General features: G+C 28.2%; 14 protein-coding genes. 9 read left to right on the forward strand and 5 right to left on the reverse strand.

Translation table 11 applies throughout. The features are described from left to right. The first annotated feature begins 53 nt into the window (after positions 1-53). From GQX97_RS07400 to GQX97_RS07410, 3 genes are all read left to right on the forward strand, one after another. Positions 54-1,058, forward strand: coding sequence for a hypothetical protein (locus GQX97_RS07400; protein ID WP_157151307.1), 1,005 nt, complete (start codon positions 54-56; stop codon positions 1,056-1,058). Between the two features lie 9 nt (positions 1,059-1,067). Further along, positions 1,068-1,784: a hypothetical protein gene (locus tag GQX97_RS07405; RefSeq protein WP_157151308.1), complete on the forward strand. Its 717-nt coding sequence runs from the start codon at positions 1,068-1,070 to the stop codon at positions 1,782-1,784. A 287-nt stretch (positions 1,785-2,071) separates the two neighbouring features. Continuing rightward, positions 2,072-2,848, forward strand: a complete 777-nt coding sequence (locus tag GQX97_RS07410) for a hypothetical protein (RefSeq protein ID WP_157151309.1) — start codon at positions 2,072-2,074, stop codon at positions 2,846-2,848. 146 nt (positions 2,849-2,994) lie between these two features. Here GQX97_RS07410 and GQX97_RS15065 read toward each other — a convergent pair whose 3' ends face one another. The 3 genes from GQX97_RS15065 to mgtE form a co-directional block, all read right to left on the reverse strand. Further along, complete coding sequence (locus tag GQX97_RS15065) at positions 2,995-3,126, reverse strand: hypothetical protein (RefSeq protein WP_255447271.1); 132 nt, start codon at positions 3,124-3,126, stop codon at positions 2,995-2,997. Between the two features lie 45 nt (positions 3,127-3,171). Then, complete coding sequence (locus GQX97_RS07415; RefSeq protein WP_157151310.1) at positions 3,172-3,738, reverse strand: hypothetical protein; 567 nt, start codon at positions 3,736-3,738, stop codon at positions 3,172-3,174. A 92-nt stretch (positions 3,739-3,830) separates the two neighbouring features. After that, a complete protein-coding gene (gene mgtE / locus GQX97_RS07420) occupies positions 3,831-5,192 on the reverse strand; it encodes a magnesium transporter (protein ID WP_157151311.1) in 1,362 nt (453 codons plus the stop codon). Between the two features lie 121 nt (positions 5,193-5,313). Between mgtE and pfkA the strand changes: the two genes are divergently transcribed. The 5 genes from pfkA (at position 5,314) to GQX97_RS07445 (ending at position 12,503) form a co-directional block, all read left to right on the forward strand. Next, positions 5,314-6,294 (forward strand): 6-phosphofructokinase, encoded by a 981-nt coding sequence (pfkA, locus tag GQX97_RS07425; protein WP_157151312.1) that lies wholly within the window; start codon positions 5,314-5,316, stop codon positions 6,292-6,294. Positions 6,295-6,315: 21 nt separating this feature from the next. Then, entirely contained in the window at positions 6,316-7,341 is a 1,026-nt protein-coding gene (locus GQX97_RS07430; protein WP_157151313.1) for a WecB/TagA/CpsF family glycosyltransferase, read from the forward strand. Positions 7,342-7,426: 85 nt separating this feature from the next. Then, entirely contained in the window at positions 7,427-9,034 is a 1,608-nt protein-coding gene (gene murJ, locus GQX97_RS07435) for a murein biosynthesis integral membrane protein MurJ (RefSeq protein WP_157151314.1), read from the forward strand. Between the two features lie 128 nt (positions 9,035-9,162). Then, the gene (locus tag GQX97_RS07440) at positions 9,163-12,057 is read left to right on the forward strand and encodes a methyl-accepting chemotaxis protein (protein ID WP_157151315.1); all 2,895 of its coding nucleotides are present in this window, start codon (positions 9,163-9,165) and stop codon (positions 12,055-12,057) included. A gap of 77 nt (positions 12,058-12,134) precedes the next feature. Next, on the forward strand, positions 12,135-12,503 hold the full coding sequence (locus GQX97_RS07445) for a rod-binding protein (RefSeq protein WP_157151316.1): 369 nt from the start codon (positions 12,135-12,137) through the stop codon (positions 12,501-12,503). Here the strand turns inward: GQX97_RS07445 and GQX97_RS07450 are convergent, their stop codons facing one another. Both GQX97_RS07450 and ppdK read right to left on the reverse strand, forming a co-directional pair. Then, positions 12,504-13,313 (reverse strand): histidinol-phosphatase, encoded by an 810-nt coding sequence (locus tag GQX97_RS07450; RefSeq protein ID WP_157151317.1) that lies wholly within the window; start codon positions 13,311-13,313, stop codon positions 12,504-12,506. 591 nt (positions 13,314-13,904) lie between these two features. Further along, positions 13,905-16,970 (reverse strand): pyruvate, phosphate dikinase, encoded by a 3,066-nt coding sequence (ppdK, locus tag GQX97_RS07455; RefSeq protein ID WP_157151318.1) that lies wholly within the window; start codon positions 16,968-16,970, stop codon positions 13,905-13,907. A 220-nt stretch (positions 16,971-17,190) separates the two neighbouring features. Between ppdK and GQX97_RS07460 the strand changes: the two genes are divergently transcribed. Then, complete coding sequence (locus GQX97_RS07460) at positions 17,191-18,039, forward strand: HAD-IIIA family hydrolase (RefSeq protein ID WP_157151319.1); 849 nt, start codon at positions 17,191-17,193, stop codon at positions 18,037-18,039. Positions 18,040-18,175 lie beyond the last annotated feature (136 nt).

Below are 18,175 nucleotides of genomic sequence, written 5' to 3' on the forward strand. Positions count from 1 at the left end.
ATAATAATTTTGTTACAATATTAATATAGTTAAATAAATACAAGTTGAGTTTTATGAAAAAATTACTGTTAATCTTTTTTATATTGTCAAGTTTCCTTTTTGCTCAAAATGATTTTGTAAACTCTGGCTTTCATTATAGTTATAATTATTATGGATTTCCATTTTCTGTTGATTTAGGATATGCATATAAAAAGAACTCACATTTTGTATATGTTCCTCGTGTGGGTGTAAGTTTTGATTATGGGGCAGAATCATCATTTGGAATGTTTGCTAATATTGGAATGGAATATAGATACAGAAAATTTTTTATAGATTTAAATTACAAACAAGGAATAACTCCTCCATTTGCTACTTTTAATTATAAAGATTTGGAATATTACGGACAATTAAAATTAGGTTATTCTTTTGATAATGTAAGTATTTATTATGGAATGAATATAGGTAAAATGATTGCTTCTGAAAGAGAGGTTTACAGATTAAGTTCTATATTTAAGATTAATCAGAGTATTAGTTTAAGTAGTACATTTGTTGATGACGGAGTTAATAAATTAAAGCTTAATGCTGGGGTTGGGGCAAGTATTATACCTAATGAAAAGCAGTATTCTTATAATGTTTATGCTAGTATTCCTTATTCGTTTTTTCACTACTTGGGAGAGCTTGGAATTATGCCTTATGTGGGTTACAGTGCTTATTTTGATAAAAGCGAGAAAAAATATTCTATTGGGTTTAAATATTTATATTCTCTTATGATGATGCCTTTAAGTAATTTGAAAGCTCATACAAAAAATATGGACTTTCTTACATTCGTTCATCTTGAATATAAGCTTTTTATGAGATTTCTTCCTTCGGGTTTTAATGATATATACTTGGTTGCTTTTGGAAATGCAGGGTACGGAAAATATTTTGAAAATAGCATTGATAAAGGAAATTTATTATATGTTGTGGGTGGAGGAATAGGCTATAACCTCTACGGCACAACACCTTTACAATTAACTTTCGGAGTTGATAATAATAATAGTTTGGTTATGAATTTGATAATTAGTACTATAGTATTTTAAGGAGGGTTTATGATTAGAAATATTTTTATAGTATTGCTTTTATCTTTTATTTTTACTATTTCGGCTTTCTCATACAGCAAAGATTTTAATGAGCTTTATAACATTTATTATATGTCTAATACAAATGAAGATTTATATAAGGCTATAGAAAAAATAAAAAATGGTAATTATGGCAAGACAGAAAAACAAACTTATGAGAATCTTATTTTGCTTATGGAAATATATATGAATCCAAAAAGTAAAAGAGAGTCTTACAAATTATTGAATGATAATATAAAAAAGAATACACCATTATTAACACAAAAAGATTCTGATTATATGGCTTCTGTTGCTGATGTGATGAGCAGTGCTATTAATTATTCTTCATTTAATGAGGTTGTAAAACTTTCAGGTAAGGCTGGAGAGATATATGATAATGCTTTAAAAATTAATGCTAATCATTTTCCTTCACTATTAGGTAAAGCAATACTTACAGCATATAGTCCTGATTTTGTAGGAGGCGGTATAGATAAATCGCTTCCAATATTTAAAAAGGCTGAAAACAACGCCAAAGAGAAATGGGAAAAGCATTTAGTATATTTATGGACTTCGCAGGCTTATTTTAAAAATAATGATAAAGTTAATTATGAGAAGTATATGAATATGGCAAAGGATATATTTCCAGACGGGGCTTTTATAGATAATGTTAGCAATATGAACTCTAAAGGAAAGGGGATGTTTAATTAAGATATAATTAAATATACTAAAAAATTTTTAAGTTTGTCAATTTTTTTGTTGTTCTTTTTCCTGCCTTACACGGTGTGGACTTCGTCAAAGAACCAAAAAGTGCAAGTTTTTGAGCTTTATATGTTTGGAATATGTATAAAATATAATATAACATCTTATATCTCAAGGTGATTTTATAAAATGCAGTTCTTTTGGTTCTTTTATACCAATAAAAGAACTGGGGTGCGGGGCAAAGCCCTGCAAATGTTAAAATAAAAAATTGTAATTGCTATAATAAGGAAATTAAAATGTTTAGAGTGATTGTTTTTATTTTTATTAATGCTTTATGCAGCTTATACGGAGAGATTTCAAGTGAGGCTAATGCTATATTAAAAGAAATAGATAATAAAAATAATGAATATCATTCAGGCTCTAGACTTGTGAGAACGAGTGAGGCTAAAGATATTTTAAATAGAGTTAATAACAGCAATTTAAGCGAAGAAGAGAAAATGCATCTAAGTATAGAATGCTACACTCTTTGGGCTAATGTGTCTATTGCAAGCGGAACTTTTGAAGAAGATTATAAAACTTTAGGAGAGATATATAAAAATATCAAAAAAGATAAAGTTTTCAAAAAAGGTTCTTCTGATATTTACGGAGCATTCGCTAATTTTGCAAACTCTTTTACTTCACTTGCTTTTTTTAATAATCAATATCCTTATAGTGTAATAGTTGATATGTATACTTATGCTCGTTTGGCACTATTAAAAGATAAAAACAATATAAGGGCAAAACAAGTATACGGAATGTGGCAAATAGCTACTTTGGGCTTTTATAACAATGCTGCTTTTTATTCTGTGATAACTTCATTAAATGATACAAGTAATTTACCAGATTATATGATTTACAGAGCTTATATTTACAAGTCTATGGCATATATGAAAGTAAATGAAACAGATAAGGCTTTTAGAGAATTAGACGAAGCTTTGAAAATGTATCCTAAAGGTTTTTACGGATATTTATTAAAGAGTTCTTATGATAAAGGCAAAGACGGATTTTTAAGTGCTGAAGGTGCTGAGTTTTAATTTGTAATTTTTTATAGCATTATTTTAAGCAATTATTAAATGTTTTAAAAATTTATTTAAAACATATAAAACTATTTTAATTATTTTATAAAAAGGCAATTATTTTCTACTAATAAAATAAATAATAATTTGCCTTTTTGTTTAATTTATATAGCTTTAATTTTTTTGCTTGTGATAGTTATAATATTTTGTTCTTTATATTTTGTAATGAGCGTTTTTACATCTTCTTTAGCTGTAATAGTCATTACATCTTCTCTTTCTTGAACTTGTGCTTCCATGATTTTTTATTCCTCCATGAATAATAATTTTTTAATATTTATTAATTAAAAATCTCCCTCTCTCCATACTTTAAAATCGGGATAATCTAGTTTTTTTGATTCATCTTCATACCATTTACAAACTGCAGCTGACATATTTATTACATAAAAGTTAAAATCTGTTTTCCAGCCGTCATTTTTAAATTGTGCAAATGATGGTATAAATCTATTATTAATTGATTCGTAAATACTTTTTTGCATTTCTTCTGTTGGTATGTTATTGTCTTTTATAGCTATTCTTAATATTAAAAGTATAGACATAGATGATAGAGTTGATGTTACTGTGCTGTATTTAGTGAATATTTCTTCTTTAGAGAAGTTTTGATTTATAGTATCAGTCCACATTTTTATAATATTTCCCAAAGCTTCTAATTGCTCTGGTGTGGCATTTTTATCAGTTACTATGCTTGCATAATACTCTGCTAATTGATTGAATGTAATAGTGGAATTTTCATCTGATATAGATAATTCTTCTATATTGTCTAATCTCATTGATTCTATCATACTCTCGTAATTACTTGCATATATAGTGCTTATAGCAAAAATAAATATTAAAACTATATATTTTTTCATAATTAAACTTCCCAAAAATAGTTTTAATTATTATCGGAATAGTTTTATATTACATTCGTTTTTTATTTAAAAAAATATGCTAATAGAAATTTTTATATATTAATTTTTGTGAGTATAATGCTTGCTAATAATAAATATATAGAAGTTCCTGTAATATCACATATAGAAGTTACTAAGGGCACACTGCTTGTAGTAGGATCTTTTTTCAGTTTAACAAATATAAAAGGCAAACATAAACCTATAAGACTTCCTATAATAACAACGCATATCATAGATAATGACACTACCAAAGCTATCATTAATCCGCCCCTATATACTGCAAGAAGCGAAACAGCTAAACTCATGGTAATGCCAAGTATGGAAGATATGGCAATTTCTTTAAAAAACATAAACAGCCAATCGCTTTTTTTTACATCTCCAAGCGATAAACTTCTTATTATGAGTGTAGAAGATTGCGCCCCCGCATTTCCTGCACAGTCTATTAGAAGAGGCAAAAAGAATATTAAAGAAACATATTTGCTTATAGTCTCTTCAAATATCCCTATAAAATAACCAGAAAATATATTTATAAATACTAATATAAAAAGCCAAGTAATTCTTTTTTTATATAAAGTTAGTACAGGGGCTTGTTTAATGTTTCCTGTAAAATCATCATCTATACTTATGGCACCGAGCTTGTGGAAGTCTTCTGTGTCTTCTTCTTCTGCTATATCGAATATATCATCAATAGTAACTATTCCTATTAAAGCGTTTTTGGCATCAACTACTGGTATGTATAGTAAATCATATTTCCTTCCCACAAGCACAGCCTCTTCTTGGTCTGAATATGCAGAGAGATATATAATGTCCGTATGCATAAGGTTTTCTATAATATCATCTTTTTTAGCAAATAATAAATCTTTTAATAAAATATATCCTAATAATATGTTTTTGTTATCAACTATATATATAACCTCAAAAGTTTCAGAATCTTTTCCGTATTTTCTAATATATTCTAAAGCTTCACTTACAGAGAAATTAGGAGATATAGATATATATTCCGTAGTCATTATACGGCCAACACTATATTCAGGATAAGCTAATAATTGTTTAGTGATATCCAAATCTTCTTTTTCCATCAAAGAAAATATTTTTTTATTAATTTCTTCCGGAAGTTCTTCAAAAAGAGAAGTTCTGTCATCAGGGCTCATCTCATGCATTAACTCTTCTATTTCTTTATCATTCATAGAAGATATTAATTCTTCTTGTTCATTAGAATCCAACTCTGCAAAAACTAAAGCAGATTTCTCTGTAGATAATAATCTAAAAAGAATAGTTTTATCTTTATTATTTTCTAATATACGTATTATATCCACTATTTCTATAGGGTGCATATCGTTTAGGATATATTTAAGTTTATCCCATCTTTTATTTTCTATGATGTTTATTATTTCAATGTACTGTGAATTTATCATGTTAATTTTTTTCTTTTTTTGTGTATCAATTCTTTTATTATTAATATATAATATACAATAAAAAATTAGATAAATAATAATATAATTAAATATTATATGTTTTATAAGGAGTTATTTCAATATGGCTGATATAAAGAAAATAGGAATATTAACAAGCGGCGGAGATGCTTCAGGAATGAACCCTGCTATAAGAAGCGTTGTTAGAACAGCTATAGCCAATGGATTAGAAGTTGTTGGTATAAGAGAAGGTTATCAGGGTTTAATGTATAATAATGTTTATAAAATGGATGCTGGTGCTGTTGGCGGCATTATTAATCATGGCGGTACAATTTTATTTTCTGCAAGATCTCCAGAATTTCAAACAGAAGATGGTATGAAAAAAGCAGCTGATAATATGAAATATAATGGAATAGATGCTTTAGTTGTTATAGGCGGTGATGGTACTTATAAGGGAGCTTTAGATTTTGCTACACACCATGAAGAGTTTCCTGTTATTGGTATACCGGGTACTATAGATAATGATATATTTGGTACTGATTATACTATAGGATATGATACAGCTGTAAACGTTGCAATGGAGGCTATAGACAAATTAAGAGATACTGCTACTAGCCATGGAAGATGTTTTGTTGTTGAGGTTATGGGAAGACATGCTGGTTATATTGCTTTAGAAGTTGGTATAGCTTCTGGAGCTGAAGACATACTTATTCCAGAAACTACTACTGATATTGATAAGATAGTAGAAAATCTACAAACTGCTAAAAAGAGAGGTAAAAAATCTTCTATAATAGTTGTTGCTGAGGGTGATGAGTCAGGCGGAGCTATGGAGGTAGCTAAACAGATAGAAGGTAAAACAGGTTTTGATACTCGTGTAACTATACTTGGACACATGCAAAGAGGCGGTTCTCCTACTTCTCGTGAACGTCTTATGGCTGCAAGATTTGGTTATATTGCAGTTAAGGCATTATTAGAAGGTAAGAGAAATGTTGCTGTTGGTATATGGAAAGGTGAATATACTTACACTCCTTTAGCGGATGCTGTTAAAAAGGTTCCTAAAGTTGATCCTATAGATTTGGAGTTATGCAGAACTCTTGCTATATGATTTATTAGGGCTTAATATTTTATGATAAATAAAAATTCTTTGTTGGGTATTAGAATAGATACTTTTAACAATGATTTATATGCTGCTTTAGATCAACTAAAAGATGGAAATGATGTTCTGATAGTAACATTGGATGTGCATCAATTATTGAGTGTGCGTTTTAATAAGAAATTAAAAAATATTATAGAAAATGCTTCTTTGGTAATTGCTGCTCATCCTTCCATATCTAAAGCATATAAGTTTATATATAAAGAAGATTTAGAATATATTAAAGATTTTAATTTATTTTCTAGTGTATTGTCTTATATAGAACAAAGAAAGATGACAATGTTTTTATTTGGTGATGAGGAGAAGTATTTTTTTACTATCACTGAAAAAATGAAAAAAATATATCCTGATATTAGCATACTTGGAACTTATCAAAATACAAAAAATAAATCAGAATTAGATAAAGCTTTTATTGGTTTTAAAAAGATGGATCCTGATGTATTTTTTATATATATGCCTTTTAAAAAGTCATTATATTGGTTTAATGAAAATAATGGCAAATTAGGTATGAAGTTATGTGTACCTATGTCTAGACCTTTGGACTGTTTTTGCGGAAAGAAAAAATCGCCTAGCATGAAACTAATTGAAGCAAATAAAGATGAAGCTTTTTATCTTAAAAGAAATATTTTTAGGATATTTTTATATTTTGATTATATAAGGTTTTGGATATTAGTATTTTTTGAGAAGGTTGCTGTAAATAGAGCTAAAAAGAGAATTATGAAAAATGCCAAGAGAGAAGCTAAAAGGGAAGCTAAGTTAGAAAAAATTAAGGCTAAGGAATTAAAAAAAGAAGAGAAAATGGCTTTAAAAGAATCTAAAAAAGAAGCTAAGATGGAAGCCAAGAGAGAAAAAATTAGGGCTAAAGAATTAAAAAAAGATGAGAAGCAGGCTTTGAAAGAAGCTAAAAAAGCTCTAAAAGAAGAAAATAAGGCTCTCAAAAAAGAGAAGAAAGCTCTAAAGAAAGAAACTTTGCCAAAAGAAGAAGATAAAAAAGAATAATTAATCAATAAAATTTCAGTATTTTTCTTATTTTAATTAACAATAGTTATATAATAATAGTAACAATAGTATAAGAGATAATTGCATGCAAGAGAAAAATGAGAAAGTAAATACAAAAGAAAACATAGTAAAGTCAAGTTTAAAAATGTCTGTGGTAACAACTATAAGCAGAGTTTTTGGCCTTGTACGCGACCAGATACAAGCTATTTTACTTGGTACAACATTTATAGCAGATGCTTTTGCTATAGGGTTTATACTTCCAAACCTATTGAGGAGGTTATTTGCTGAGGGCAATATGGTTGCTAGTTTTATACCTGTTTTTACTGACCTTGAAAAAAATAAAGGTATTGAAGCTTCTAAAGTTTTCTTTAGGGCTGTTTTTACATTATTATCATTAATACTAATATTTATAGTTTTTGTCGGTATAGTAATTTCACCTTTATTAGTAAAGCTGCTTTATAAATCGGCAAGCTATGAGGCTTATAGTTTGGCTGTAGATTTATCAAGAATAATGTTTCCTTATCTTTTGTTTATTTCACTTGCCGCTTTGATGCAGGGAGTTTTAAACATTAGAGGCTATTATTCTATATCTGCTGCTAGCCCTATACTTCTTAATATTGTTATCATATCTTTGGCATTAATATTTTATTTTTTGCTTCCTAATGTTTTTAATAATATGTCTTATGTTTTTGCTATAGCTGTACTTATTGGAGGAATGGTGCAATTTGCCTATCAGATTCCTTTTGTTAATAGGCTTGGCTTTAATTTTTTGCCTAATTTTAATTTTAGGGATAGTTATGTTATAAAGATGATTAAATTATTTGCTCCGGGTATATTTGGTGCTAGTATTTATCAGATTAATTTGCTAGTATCTACTGCTTTTGCTGGTGCTATTGGAGAGGGCAGGGTGTCTGCTGTTACTTTTGCTAATAGGATACATGAGTTTGTTTTGGGGGTTTTTGCTGTTAGTATAGCTACTGTTATGCTTCCTACTTTAAGTAAATTAATAGTTAATGAAAAGTATGATGAGGCAAAAGACACACTATCTTATTCTTTGAGGTTGGTGGCATTAATAACCATACCTGCAACTTTTGGGTTTATGATACTCGGAAAAGAAATTGTTGCTATGATTTTTCAATATGGTGCTTTTTCAGAAAAATCTACTTTGCTTGTATCTAATGCTTTAAGGTATTTATCTGTTTCGCTTTTTTTTGTTGCTAGTTATAGGATAGTTGTTCAGTCTTTTTATGCTATGAAAGATATGAAAACTCCTGTATATATAGCTTTTTTTGCTTTTATTATTAATGCTATTAGCAATTATTTATGCGTTTATATATTTCATTTTGATATCATAGGAATTTCTATTTCAAGTGTAATAGCAAATATTGTTTCTTTTATTATATTATATATACTTCTTATGAAAAAAATGAATATGTCTTTCTCTCTTAATAACGGCAAAATTAATACTATCAAAACTTTATTTTCAAGCATTATCATGGCTATGGCAGTTTATTCACTTAGATATTACATTTTAAGGGATAGTTTAAATACTACAAGAATAGTTTTTATAATAAAAGTATTTGTTGTTATAATTATAGGTGTTATAATTTACAGTATAGTTAATGTTGTTTTAAAGAATGAAGATTTTGTTGCTATTTTTAATTTATTTAAAAAGAAAATAGTAAAAAAATAAAAATTTTTATAAATTATATAATGTTTAGATTGATAAAAAATAAATATTTAAGGCTCTCAAAAATATGCTTGCAATATCCGACAATTTAAGTAATAATTTTGTAAGTAAAAAAAATAAGGTTTCTATATATGAGTTTAAAAAATAAGGTACTTTTTTCTGTTATTTTGGTAGTTGCATTGTCATTATCTCCTACTATTTTTATTAATAGTACAACCAATAGAAAAGCATTGTACGATAACGCTATGACAGTTACTCAAAATTATTTTTATGATATAGTATCAGCATTTAATAATATTTATACTACTACTTCTGTTGGTACCGTTTCATTATCAGATATAGCTACAGTAGCTTATGAATTATACGATGTAGGTAATATAGAAAACCCTCAAAGAAACCTTAGAGATATTATTTATAGATTTCATAAATCACAGCTTAATTTGCATCATGTTATAGCAAATGGTATATATTTTGAACCTAGTGTTATATCAGATAATGCTAATTTAAGAAATTTATACTCTTTATATTTATATGATGTTCCTGATGCAGGTACAATGGAGCCAAGATTTGGAACTATTATGGATAATTATATAGATGAAGAGTTTTATTCATTGGCCCTTCCTAATAACTGGAATAGAGAAGCTAAGAGACCAGAAGATATTTATTATTCTTCTCCATATCTAAAAAATTTGGATAAACCTCAAAAAGTAATATCATTTTCTTCGCCTATATATTCAACAGATAATACTAGACTTATAGGGGTTTCTTTATCTGATGTTTCATTAGATATAGCACATGAAGTATTAACTAATATAGTAAAAACAGGTCCGTTTAATACAATAATATATGATACAAGAAATAATAAAATAGTATATCATGATAATCCTAAATATATATTAAGCAATGTAAATGATTTCACATGGTTTAATGGTGCTATAAATAATTTAGATATATCTACAAATATTATTGTAAAAAATAATGTAATGATTGATGAGGTTCCATATCATATATTTGTCAGACAGTTTAGCAGCGGTTTATATAATTTATTTATGTATGTACCTAGTTCATATTTCTCAAGTGTTTTGGATCAAACTAATAATACCATATTTGTTATTTTGATATCTGCTATTATAATAATAATTATTATATTAAGCATTACTATACCAATATCATTAAAACCTTTAGATAGAATATCGCATGAACTTGAAGAGGGTGTATTTAATAATAATATGTTTATTAATATCACCAAGATAAACTCCAAAGACTCTTTAGGATATTTGAGCAATTGGATAATAATATTCTTTGATATGGTTCAGCATGTATTTTCTACTGTATCAAAGACTTTATCAGTATTTAAAGAGCAAATTACATCATTAAAAAATAAAATGTCAGATATTTCTAAGGTTGCTGATTCTATGACTGAGTCTGTAAACTTAATTGTAAATAATATATCTTCTCAGCAAAATGAGTTTAAAGCTGTAGAAAGCAGTAATTTAGAAATTTATAAAATAATAGCTTCCAACCTTGCTGAGCTTATTTCTATAGATCAGATGACTAATGATTTGCAAATAAAAATTGATGAGCAGGCTATAAGTTTAAATCAAATAAACTCTTTAACATTATCAATACAAAAAGATATGGAAGAGGTATCAGAGTCTGTTGCTAAGGCTAAAGATGAGTCAGAGACAATGTTATCATTATCAAATGATAGTAAAGATAAAATATTAAAGACAGAAAATATTACTAGAAATCTTGTATCTTCAATTAGAGGAATATCAGAGTTTGTTAATTCTACAATAGATGTTTCTCAGCAGACTAATATGCTTGCGATGAATGCTGCTATTGAGGCTGCACATGCTGGTGAACAGGGAAAGGGTTTTGCTGTTGTTGCTGAAGAGATAAGAAAATTGGCTACTACTACAAATGTTCAATCTGAAAAAGCTCATAGAATACTTAGAGAGATAGAAAAAGAGATGAACTTGATGATAGAAAAAATGACAGAGAGAATGAATGTTATAGAAAATATGATATCTAAAGTAAATAACTTTGTAGATACTATGACTAAAGTAAAAAAGGTTGTGGATGATAAATATATAAGCACAAAGGATATGAATATTTCTATAGAACATCTTACTAGTGCTATTAAAGATATTAAAGATCAATATACATCTTTACATGGCAGAATATCTGTTGCAAAAGATGATTTGGTTCATTTATCAGATTTTGCTAAGAAAAATGATGAGGCTGTAAAATTAGTATCTAAAAATACAGATGATATAGTTAGCAAAACACAAGATATGAGTGAACGTATTAATGATGTATTTAATTTGATTAAAGAGATAGAGGTTCTTTCAAATATTTCTGGAGATTCTATTGATACATTAGATAAAGAGATGTCTTCATATGTGGTTAAGGATTTTGAAGAAGTTATTGCCGGAAAGATTAAGAGTATTAATGATGGGGACAGGGCTTATGCTAAATATACACTAGTAAAAAGATTTTATAAGTTTATGATAGAAACTTTTGGCAAAGAAAAAACTATTGCTTTAATTGCTAAAATGCCTGAAGATGCTAAAATTATATATAGTGATATAAAGAAAGTGAAGTTTAAAAAGAAATTTGTATTATCTAGTTCATTTTTTATGCCTATTAATATAATTATGAATGAATTTTATGATGGAAGCGAAGAGGCTATAAGAGATGTTGCTAAATATGGTTTTAGAAAATGTAGTTTTTTAAATAAATTAAAAATAAAATTTTATAGAGGCCGTAATTTAGCTGATTTGCTTATTAAATTCAGTAATAAAAGATTTAAAAATATTAATATAGAAGTTGTAAAATCTGAGAAGAGAAAGCTTATTTATCATCTATACTATTTCCCTAATTATGATTCTATGATGGAAATATATTTTGATGAGTTAATTAATAATATATTTAGATATAGATATCCTAATTCTACTAAAGTAACTATTTCTAAATCTATTAATAATGGGTATATTTATACTGAATATATTGTTACTTGGTAATAGAAAATTGTATTAATAAGATTTTTATACTTTCCGATAGTAATAATATAGTATATGTTTTTATGAGGTATTAATATATGAATATTACTGATAAATATAGTTTAAGTATTGGAACAGCTAATTTAAATAAACTTAACAACACTAAAAGAGAGTATCAAAATTATGGTACAAAGTTTAGTATAGAAAATACTTCTGAAAATGTTACTGATAAAGAGTTTCAAAAAAAACGTTTAAGAGAAGTTTCTGAAGATTTTGAATCTTTAATGATTAATCAAATGCTTAAAGAGATGAGAAAGACTGTAAATAAAAGCGGACTTATAGACGGTGGTATGGCAGAAGAGATATTTGAAGATATGCTATATGATGAGTATGCTAAAGAGTTCTCTAAAACTAAAACATTTGGTTTAGCAGAAATTATTTACAATCAAATGGAAAAATACGTTTAATTAATTTAGACTTATATCTTTAAATGAGTTGTCTATAAGCATTTTTATTTTAGTGCAGCCTAGAGTTTTTAATTTTTCTGCCATTTCATAATAAAAATAATCTAAAGCATTTGCAGAGTGTGCGTCTGTATTTATTGTAATGTGTATATTTAATTTTAATAATTTTTTTATAGTGTAAGTACTTGGATAGTGCGCGTTTAAATTATCTTTATTCATTTTTCTGGTATTTATTTCTACTATAGAGTTTGAGTTTTTTATTGCTTCTATTACTTCGTTAATTTTTTCTATATACCAATCTTCTTCTTCTGTAAAATATTCTTTATTGAAATTATATTTTCTAATTAAATCTAAATGTCCTATGATATCTGGTTTTTGATTGTTTATCATATCTATTACATTATTATAATATCTCAATATTACTTCTTTAATATTTCCAAAATGTTTTAATGTGTTTTCAAAGTTTTGTTTTGAGGCATCTATAGGAAAGTAATTATTGTTATCATCTTTTATAAAATGCACAGAGCCTATTCTATAATCTAGATTTGCATTTATATTTGAATAGTAGTCTGCTTCTATTCCTGAATATATTTGAATTTTATCTTTATATATTTCTTTAAATTTTTTTATATCTTCAAAATATTTAATTGTATTTTCTATAGACATAGATGAATTATCAAACTGCAAATAAGAATGCCCAGAGAAACCTAAGCTTATAAAGTTTTTTTCTATTGCATATAATATATTTTCTTCTATAGTGTTTTTTCCATCGCAGTAGGTGGTATGTGTGTGTAGGTTTGATATATATTTCATGCTTTTATTATATTTTATATTTTTCGTTTGTAAATAACATTTTTAAGTTTAATTGAGTTTTTATGTTTTGAATGTCTAATGCCATATATTCTTTGGATATGCTTTACGAGATTCTATATTTTATACATATTCCAAATATACAAAGCTATAGTACTTGCGTTTTTTGCAACTTTTTTGAGCGACAAAAAAGTTGATAAAAAATTATTGTTTCAATATACACTGAAAAGTTCTAAACTGAAATATATTTTAAATTTTTATTTGTGGTGGCTTTGCCCCCACACCCCCAGTTCTTTTATTGGTATAAAAGAACCAAAAGAACTGCATTGTTTAGCTTAAAATGTTGGTATTACAATATAGTTTATACATATTCAAAAATATACAAAGCTATAGTATTTGCACTTTTTGGTTCTTTTGACGAAGTACGCACCGCGACCGAAGGAAGTGCCTGCGACCGTAGGAAGTACCTTTAGGTATGGGTGCGAGCTGCGGGAAAAAGAACAATAATAAAAATTGATAAACTTTTTAGTATACAAAATAAAAAAGCCTGCATGCTAATATCGCACACAGGCTACAAATTATAAAGATAAAAGATTATTTTTTAGAGTTTGTTTTCTTTGATACTGCTTTTTTCACTTCTTTTTTTACAGTGTTTTTTACAGCCTTAGCAACTTTCTCTATTTTTTTAGTTGCATTTTTAACATCTTTAGAAGCTTTTTTTACTGTAGAAGCTGCCTTTTTAGCATCTTTTTTAATCTCTTTCTTTACTTCTTTTTTAACAGTTTTAGCTACTTTTTTTACTTCTTTTTTAACGCTTGTTTTTTTGTTTTTTGAAGAAGCATTAATTACACCTTGAGCAGCAGCAAGTCTAGCAATAGGTACTCTATAAGGAGAACAGCTTACATAGTTAAGACCTATATCATAACAGAACATAACAGTAGCAGGATCACCTCCATGCTCACCGCATATACCAACAACAAGTTTTTTGTTAGCAGCTCTTCCTTTAGTAACACCTATTCTTAAAAGCTCTCCAATACCTTCTTGGTCTAATGATTGGAAAGGATCTTTTTCGTATATCTCTTTATCAACATAATCTTTCAAGAACTTACCTGCATCATCTCTTGAGAAACCGCCTCCCATTTGAGTTAAGTCATTAGTACCGAATGAGAAGAACTCAGCTTCTGTAGCAATCTTGTCAGCAACCAAAGCAGCTCTTGGAACTTCTATCATAGTACCAACTTTATAAGCAACTTTATCTCCCACTTTAGAGAATACTTCATCAGCTATTTTAATAATTCTATCTTTTATCATTTTAAGCTCTTTTAGAGTACCAACAAGAGGAATCATTATTTCAGGATGAACATCTACTCCATTTTTCTTAACTTTAACAGCAGCTTCAATTATTGCTCTAGCCTGCATGTCATAGATTTCTGGATAAGTGATACCAAGACGGCAGCCTCTGTGTCCAAGCATTGGGTTAAACTCATGTAAAGAATCTCTAATAGCTCTTAGTTTTTCAAAAGGAACATTCATTTCGTTTGATAATTCTTGTAATTGAGAATCTTCATGAGGAATAAACTCATGCAAAGGCGGATCAAGAAGTCTTACTGTTACAGGATAACCGCTCATTGCAGTAAATATACCCACAAAGTCTTCCATTTGCATAGGGAATAAACTATCTAAAGCATCATCATAAAGTTTTCTTGGTTCTTTATAAAGTCTTTCTAATTCTTCAACCAAATCAGCTTTACCTACTTTTTTAGCTTCTTCTAATTTTTCTCTTAATTGTTTCACTTCTTCAGCAACAAGTATAAGCTGTCTTACGCTTTTGATTCTGTCAGCATTGAAGAACATGTGCTCAGTACGGCACAAACCAATACCTTCAGCACCGAATTTTCTAGCGATTTGTGCATCATTAGGAGTGTCAGCATTAGTATGAACTTCAAATTTATTTTTTAATCTAATCTCATCAGCCCACTGCATAAGTTTTCTAAAGTCTTCAGACATATCGGCCTCTTTAGTAGTAACTTGTCCAAGCATTACTTCACCAGTGGAACCATCTATAGAGATGTAATCACCTTCACGAACTACAGTGTCATTAACTTTCATAAGTTTTTGACTGTAATCAATATCTAATTCACTACATCCAGCAACACAGCATTTACCCATACCGCGAGCAACAACCGCAGCGTGAGAAGTAGCTCCGCCCCTTGCAGTTAATATACCTTCAGCAGCATTCATACCCTTAATGTCTTCAGGGCTAGTCTCTATACGAACAAGTACAACGGATTCTCCAGCTTCTTTCATAGCCTCAGCTCTCTCAGCAGCAAATACAGCTTTACCAACAGCAGCACCTGGAGAAGCATTTAAACCTTTAGCAAGCACTTTAGCAGTTTTTTTAGCATTAGGGTCAAACATAGGGTGAAGTAACTGATCCAAATCAGCAGGATTAACTCTCATTAAAGCTTCTTCTTTAGAAATTATCTTAGCCTCAGCAAGTTCAACAGCAATCCTTACAGCAGCAGCAGCAGTTCTCTTACCATTACGAGTTTGAAGCATATAAAGTTTGCCTTCCTGAATTGTAAACTCCATATCCTGCATGTCTTTATAATATTTTTCTAATTGATTTTTATAGCTTACTAATTGTTTATAAACATCAGGCATAACCTCTTCAAGAGAAGGATATTTAGCTTTTCTTTCTTCTTCGCTTTTACCATTATTTTTAGCCCATTCTTTACTTCCTTCTAATGTAATTTCTTGAGGAGTTCTAATACCAGCAACAACATCTTCACCTTGTGCATTAATTAAAAACTCTCCATAGAATTTATTTTCACCAGTAGCAGGGTTACGAGAGAAACATACACCTGTAGCAGAAGTCTCTCCCATATTACCAAATACCATAGCCTGAACGTTTACAGCTGTACCCAAAAGTCCTCTTATATCATTTAATTTTCTATAAGCTTCAGCCCTAGGGTTGTTCCAGCTTCTAAATACAGCATTAATAGCATGCCATAATTGTACTTTAGGGTCATCTGGGAAAGCTTCACCCATCTCTTGTTTATACATAGCTTTATATTTTTCTACTACGATTTTTAATTCTTCTACATCTAAATCAGTATCTTTAACTTCTTTTTCAGCTTTACCAATTTTTGGTGCTATAGCTTTTTTTCTTTCGTCAAGGATTTCTTCAAATTTATCATGATCAACGCCCATAGCTACATCGCCAAACATTTGTATAAATCTTCTATAAGCGTCCCAAGCAAACCTTGGATTATTAGTTTTCTTAATAATTCCATTAACTACGTTTTCGTTTATTCCAAGATTAAGTATAGTGTCCATCATACCGGGCATAGATATAGCAGCACCAGAACGTACAGATACGAGAAGAGGTTTATCAACATTACCAAACTCCATTCCCATAGCCTTTTCTAGCTTTTTAATATTCTCATCAACTACCTTTTCTAGACCCTTAGGGTATGATTTGTTTTTTGAGTAATAATCACAAACTTCTGTTGTAATTGTAAATCCTGCTGGAACAGGTACTTTACTTTCTGTCATTTGGGCAAGACCTAAACCTTTACCGCCTAATAATGCTTTTGTCTCTTTAGCTCCTTCAGATTTACCATTACCAAAGAAGTAAACCATCTTTTTTGTTGCCATGATAATCTCCTACTATTATTATTTTGATAGATTTTTTTACTTAGATTTAAAAAAAATAAATTTTTTTCTTATAATATAGTATAGTTTTATTTTTATGCTTGTCAATTTTATTAAAAGAAATTACTAAAAAAAGTAATATTAAAAAAACAAATTTTTTAATTTTAAATGTTTAATTCATAAAAATTTGAAATATTGATGAAACTATAATATATTATTAGCTATGAATAATTTTGATAAAATAGTATATGATAAAATAAAAAGTTTCTTTCTTTTGTTTTATAATAATTTAAATAATAGCAATGCAGTAGTTGTTGGATTAACATTTGATTTTAATAATAAAAATAAATTATATACGATAGATGATAACTATAAAATAATAAAAGATAATATTCAAAATCCATTGTCTGGATATTCTATATCAGATTTAATTGTGTATGATAATAAAGTTTTTGAGTATAATGAAAGTTTTAATTTAATCATAAGCGAAGCATTTAATAATTGCAATCTATATGGCATACCTTTATATATTCCCGATACAAATAAAAAAATTAATAAGGCTTTATTTTTGGATAGAGATGGGGTGCTTATGGAAGATGTTGGATATATTGGAGAGGTTGATAGAGTAAAAATAAAAAATGATTTTTTAGGTATAGTAAAACATGCCAATGAAAAAAATTATATTACAATAGTAACCACAAATCAGGCAGGAGTTTCTTACAATTATTATACTAATGATGATGTGAAGAATGTTCATAACTATCTTTATGAAGAGTATAAAAAACATGATGCTATTATAGATGATTTTTATTATTGCCCGTATCATATAAAAGGAAATGTTGAAGAGTATAAACTTCTTTCGGTATTGAGAAAACCTGAAGCTGCTATGCATTTAACAGCATGCAAAAAATATAATATAGATTTAACTTCTTCTTTTATGATAGGGGATAGAGACAGCGACATTATAAAAATACCTTTTTTAAAAACATTGCTAATAAAGACTGATGTATATGATATAGTTAATACTGATAACATAGTAGAAGTTAATGACATATATTCATTTTTGGTATAGCGTATACCTAAGTGATTATAATATATCTTTAGGATATAAAGTTCTAATAATTGCACTTTCGCGAAGCGTACCCGAAGGGTAAAGACTTTTTGCGGCGGGAAAAAGTTGAATAAAAAAGCTTATATGACAAAATATA

This window comes from Brachyspira sp. SAP_772, assembly GCF_009755885.1.
Lineage (GTDB): Bacteria > Spirochaetota > Brachyspiria > Brachyspirales > Brachyspiraceae > Brachyspira.

Coding starts and splice junctions, on each gene's coding strand:
- GQX97_RS07400 (WP_157151307.1), top strand. CDS start 54: ATGAAAAAATTACTGTTAATCTTTTTTATATTGTCAAGTTTCCTTTTT.
- GQX97_RS07405 (WP_157151308.1), top strand. CDS start 1,068: ATGATTAGAAATATTTTTATAGTATTGCTTTTATCTTTTATTTTTACT.
- GQX97_RS07410 (WP_157151309.1), top strand. CDS start 2,072: ATGTTTAGAGTGATTGTTTTTATTTTTATTAATGCTTTATGCAGCTTA.
- GQX97_RS15065 (WP_255447271.1), bottom strand. CDS start 3,126: ATGGAAGCACAAGTTCAAGAAAGAGAAGATGTAATGACTATTACAGCT.
- GQX97_RS07415 (WP_157151310.1), bottom strand. CDS start 3,738: ATGAAAAAATATATAGTTTTAATATTTATTTTTGCTATAAGCACTATA.
- mgtE (WP_157151311.1), bottom strand. CDS start 5,192: ATGATAAATTCACAGTACATTGAAATAATAAACATCATAGAAAATAAA.
- pfkA (WP_157151312.1), top strand. CDS start 5,314: ATGGCTGATATAAAGAAAATAGGAATATTAACAAGCGGCGGAGATGCT.
- GQX97_RS07430 (WP_157151313.1), top strand. CDS start 6,316: ATGATAAATAAAAATTCTTTGTTGGGTATTAGAATAGATACTTTTAAC.
- murJ (WP_157151314.1), top strand. CDS start 7,427: ATGCAAGAGAAAAATGAGAAAGTAAATACAAAAGAAAACATAGTAAAG.
- GQX97_RS07440 (WP_157151315.1), top strand. CDS start 9,163: ATGAGTTTAAAAAATAAGGTACTTTTTTCTGTTATTTTGGTAGTTGCA.
- GQX97_RS07445 (WP_157151316.1), top strand. CDS start 12,135: ATGAATATTACTGATAAATATAGTTTAAGTATTGGAACAGCTAATTTA.
- GQX97_RS07450 (WP_157151317.1), bottom strand. CDS start 13,313: ATGAAATATATATCAAACCTACACACACATACCACCTACTGCGATGGA.
- ppdK (WP_157151318.1), bottom strand. CDS start 16,970: ATGGCAACAAAAAAGATGGTTTACTTCTTTGGTAATGGTAAATCTGAA.
- GQX97_RS07460 (WP_157151319.1), top strand. CDS start 17,191: ATGAATAATTTTGATAAAATAGTATATGATAAAATAAAAAGTTTCTTT.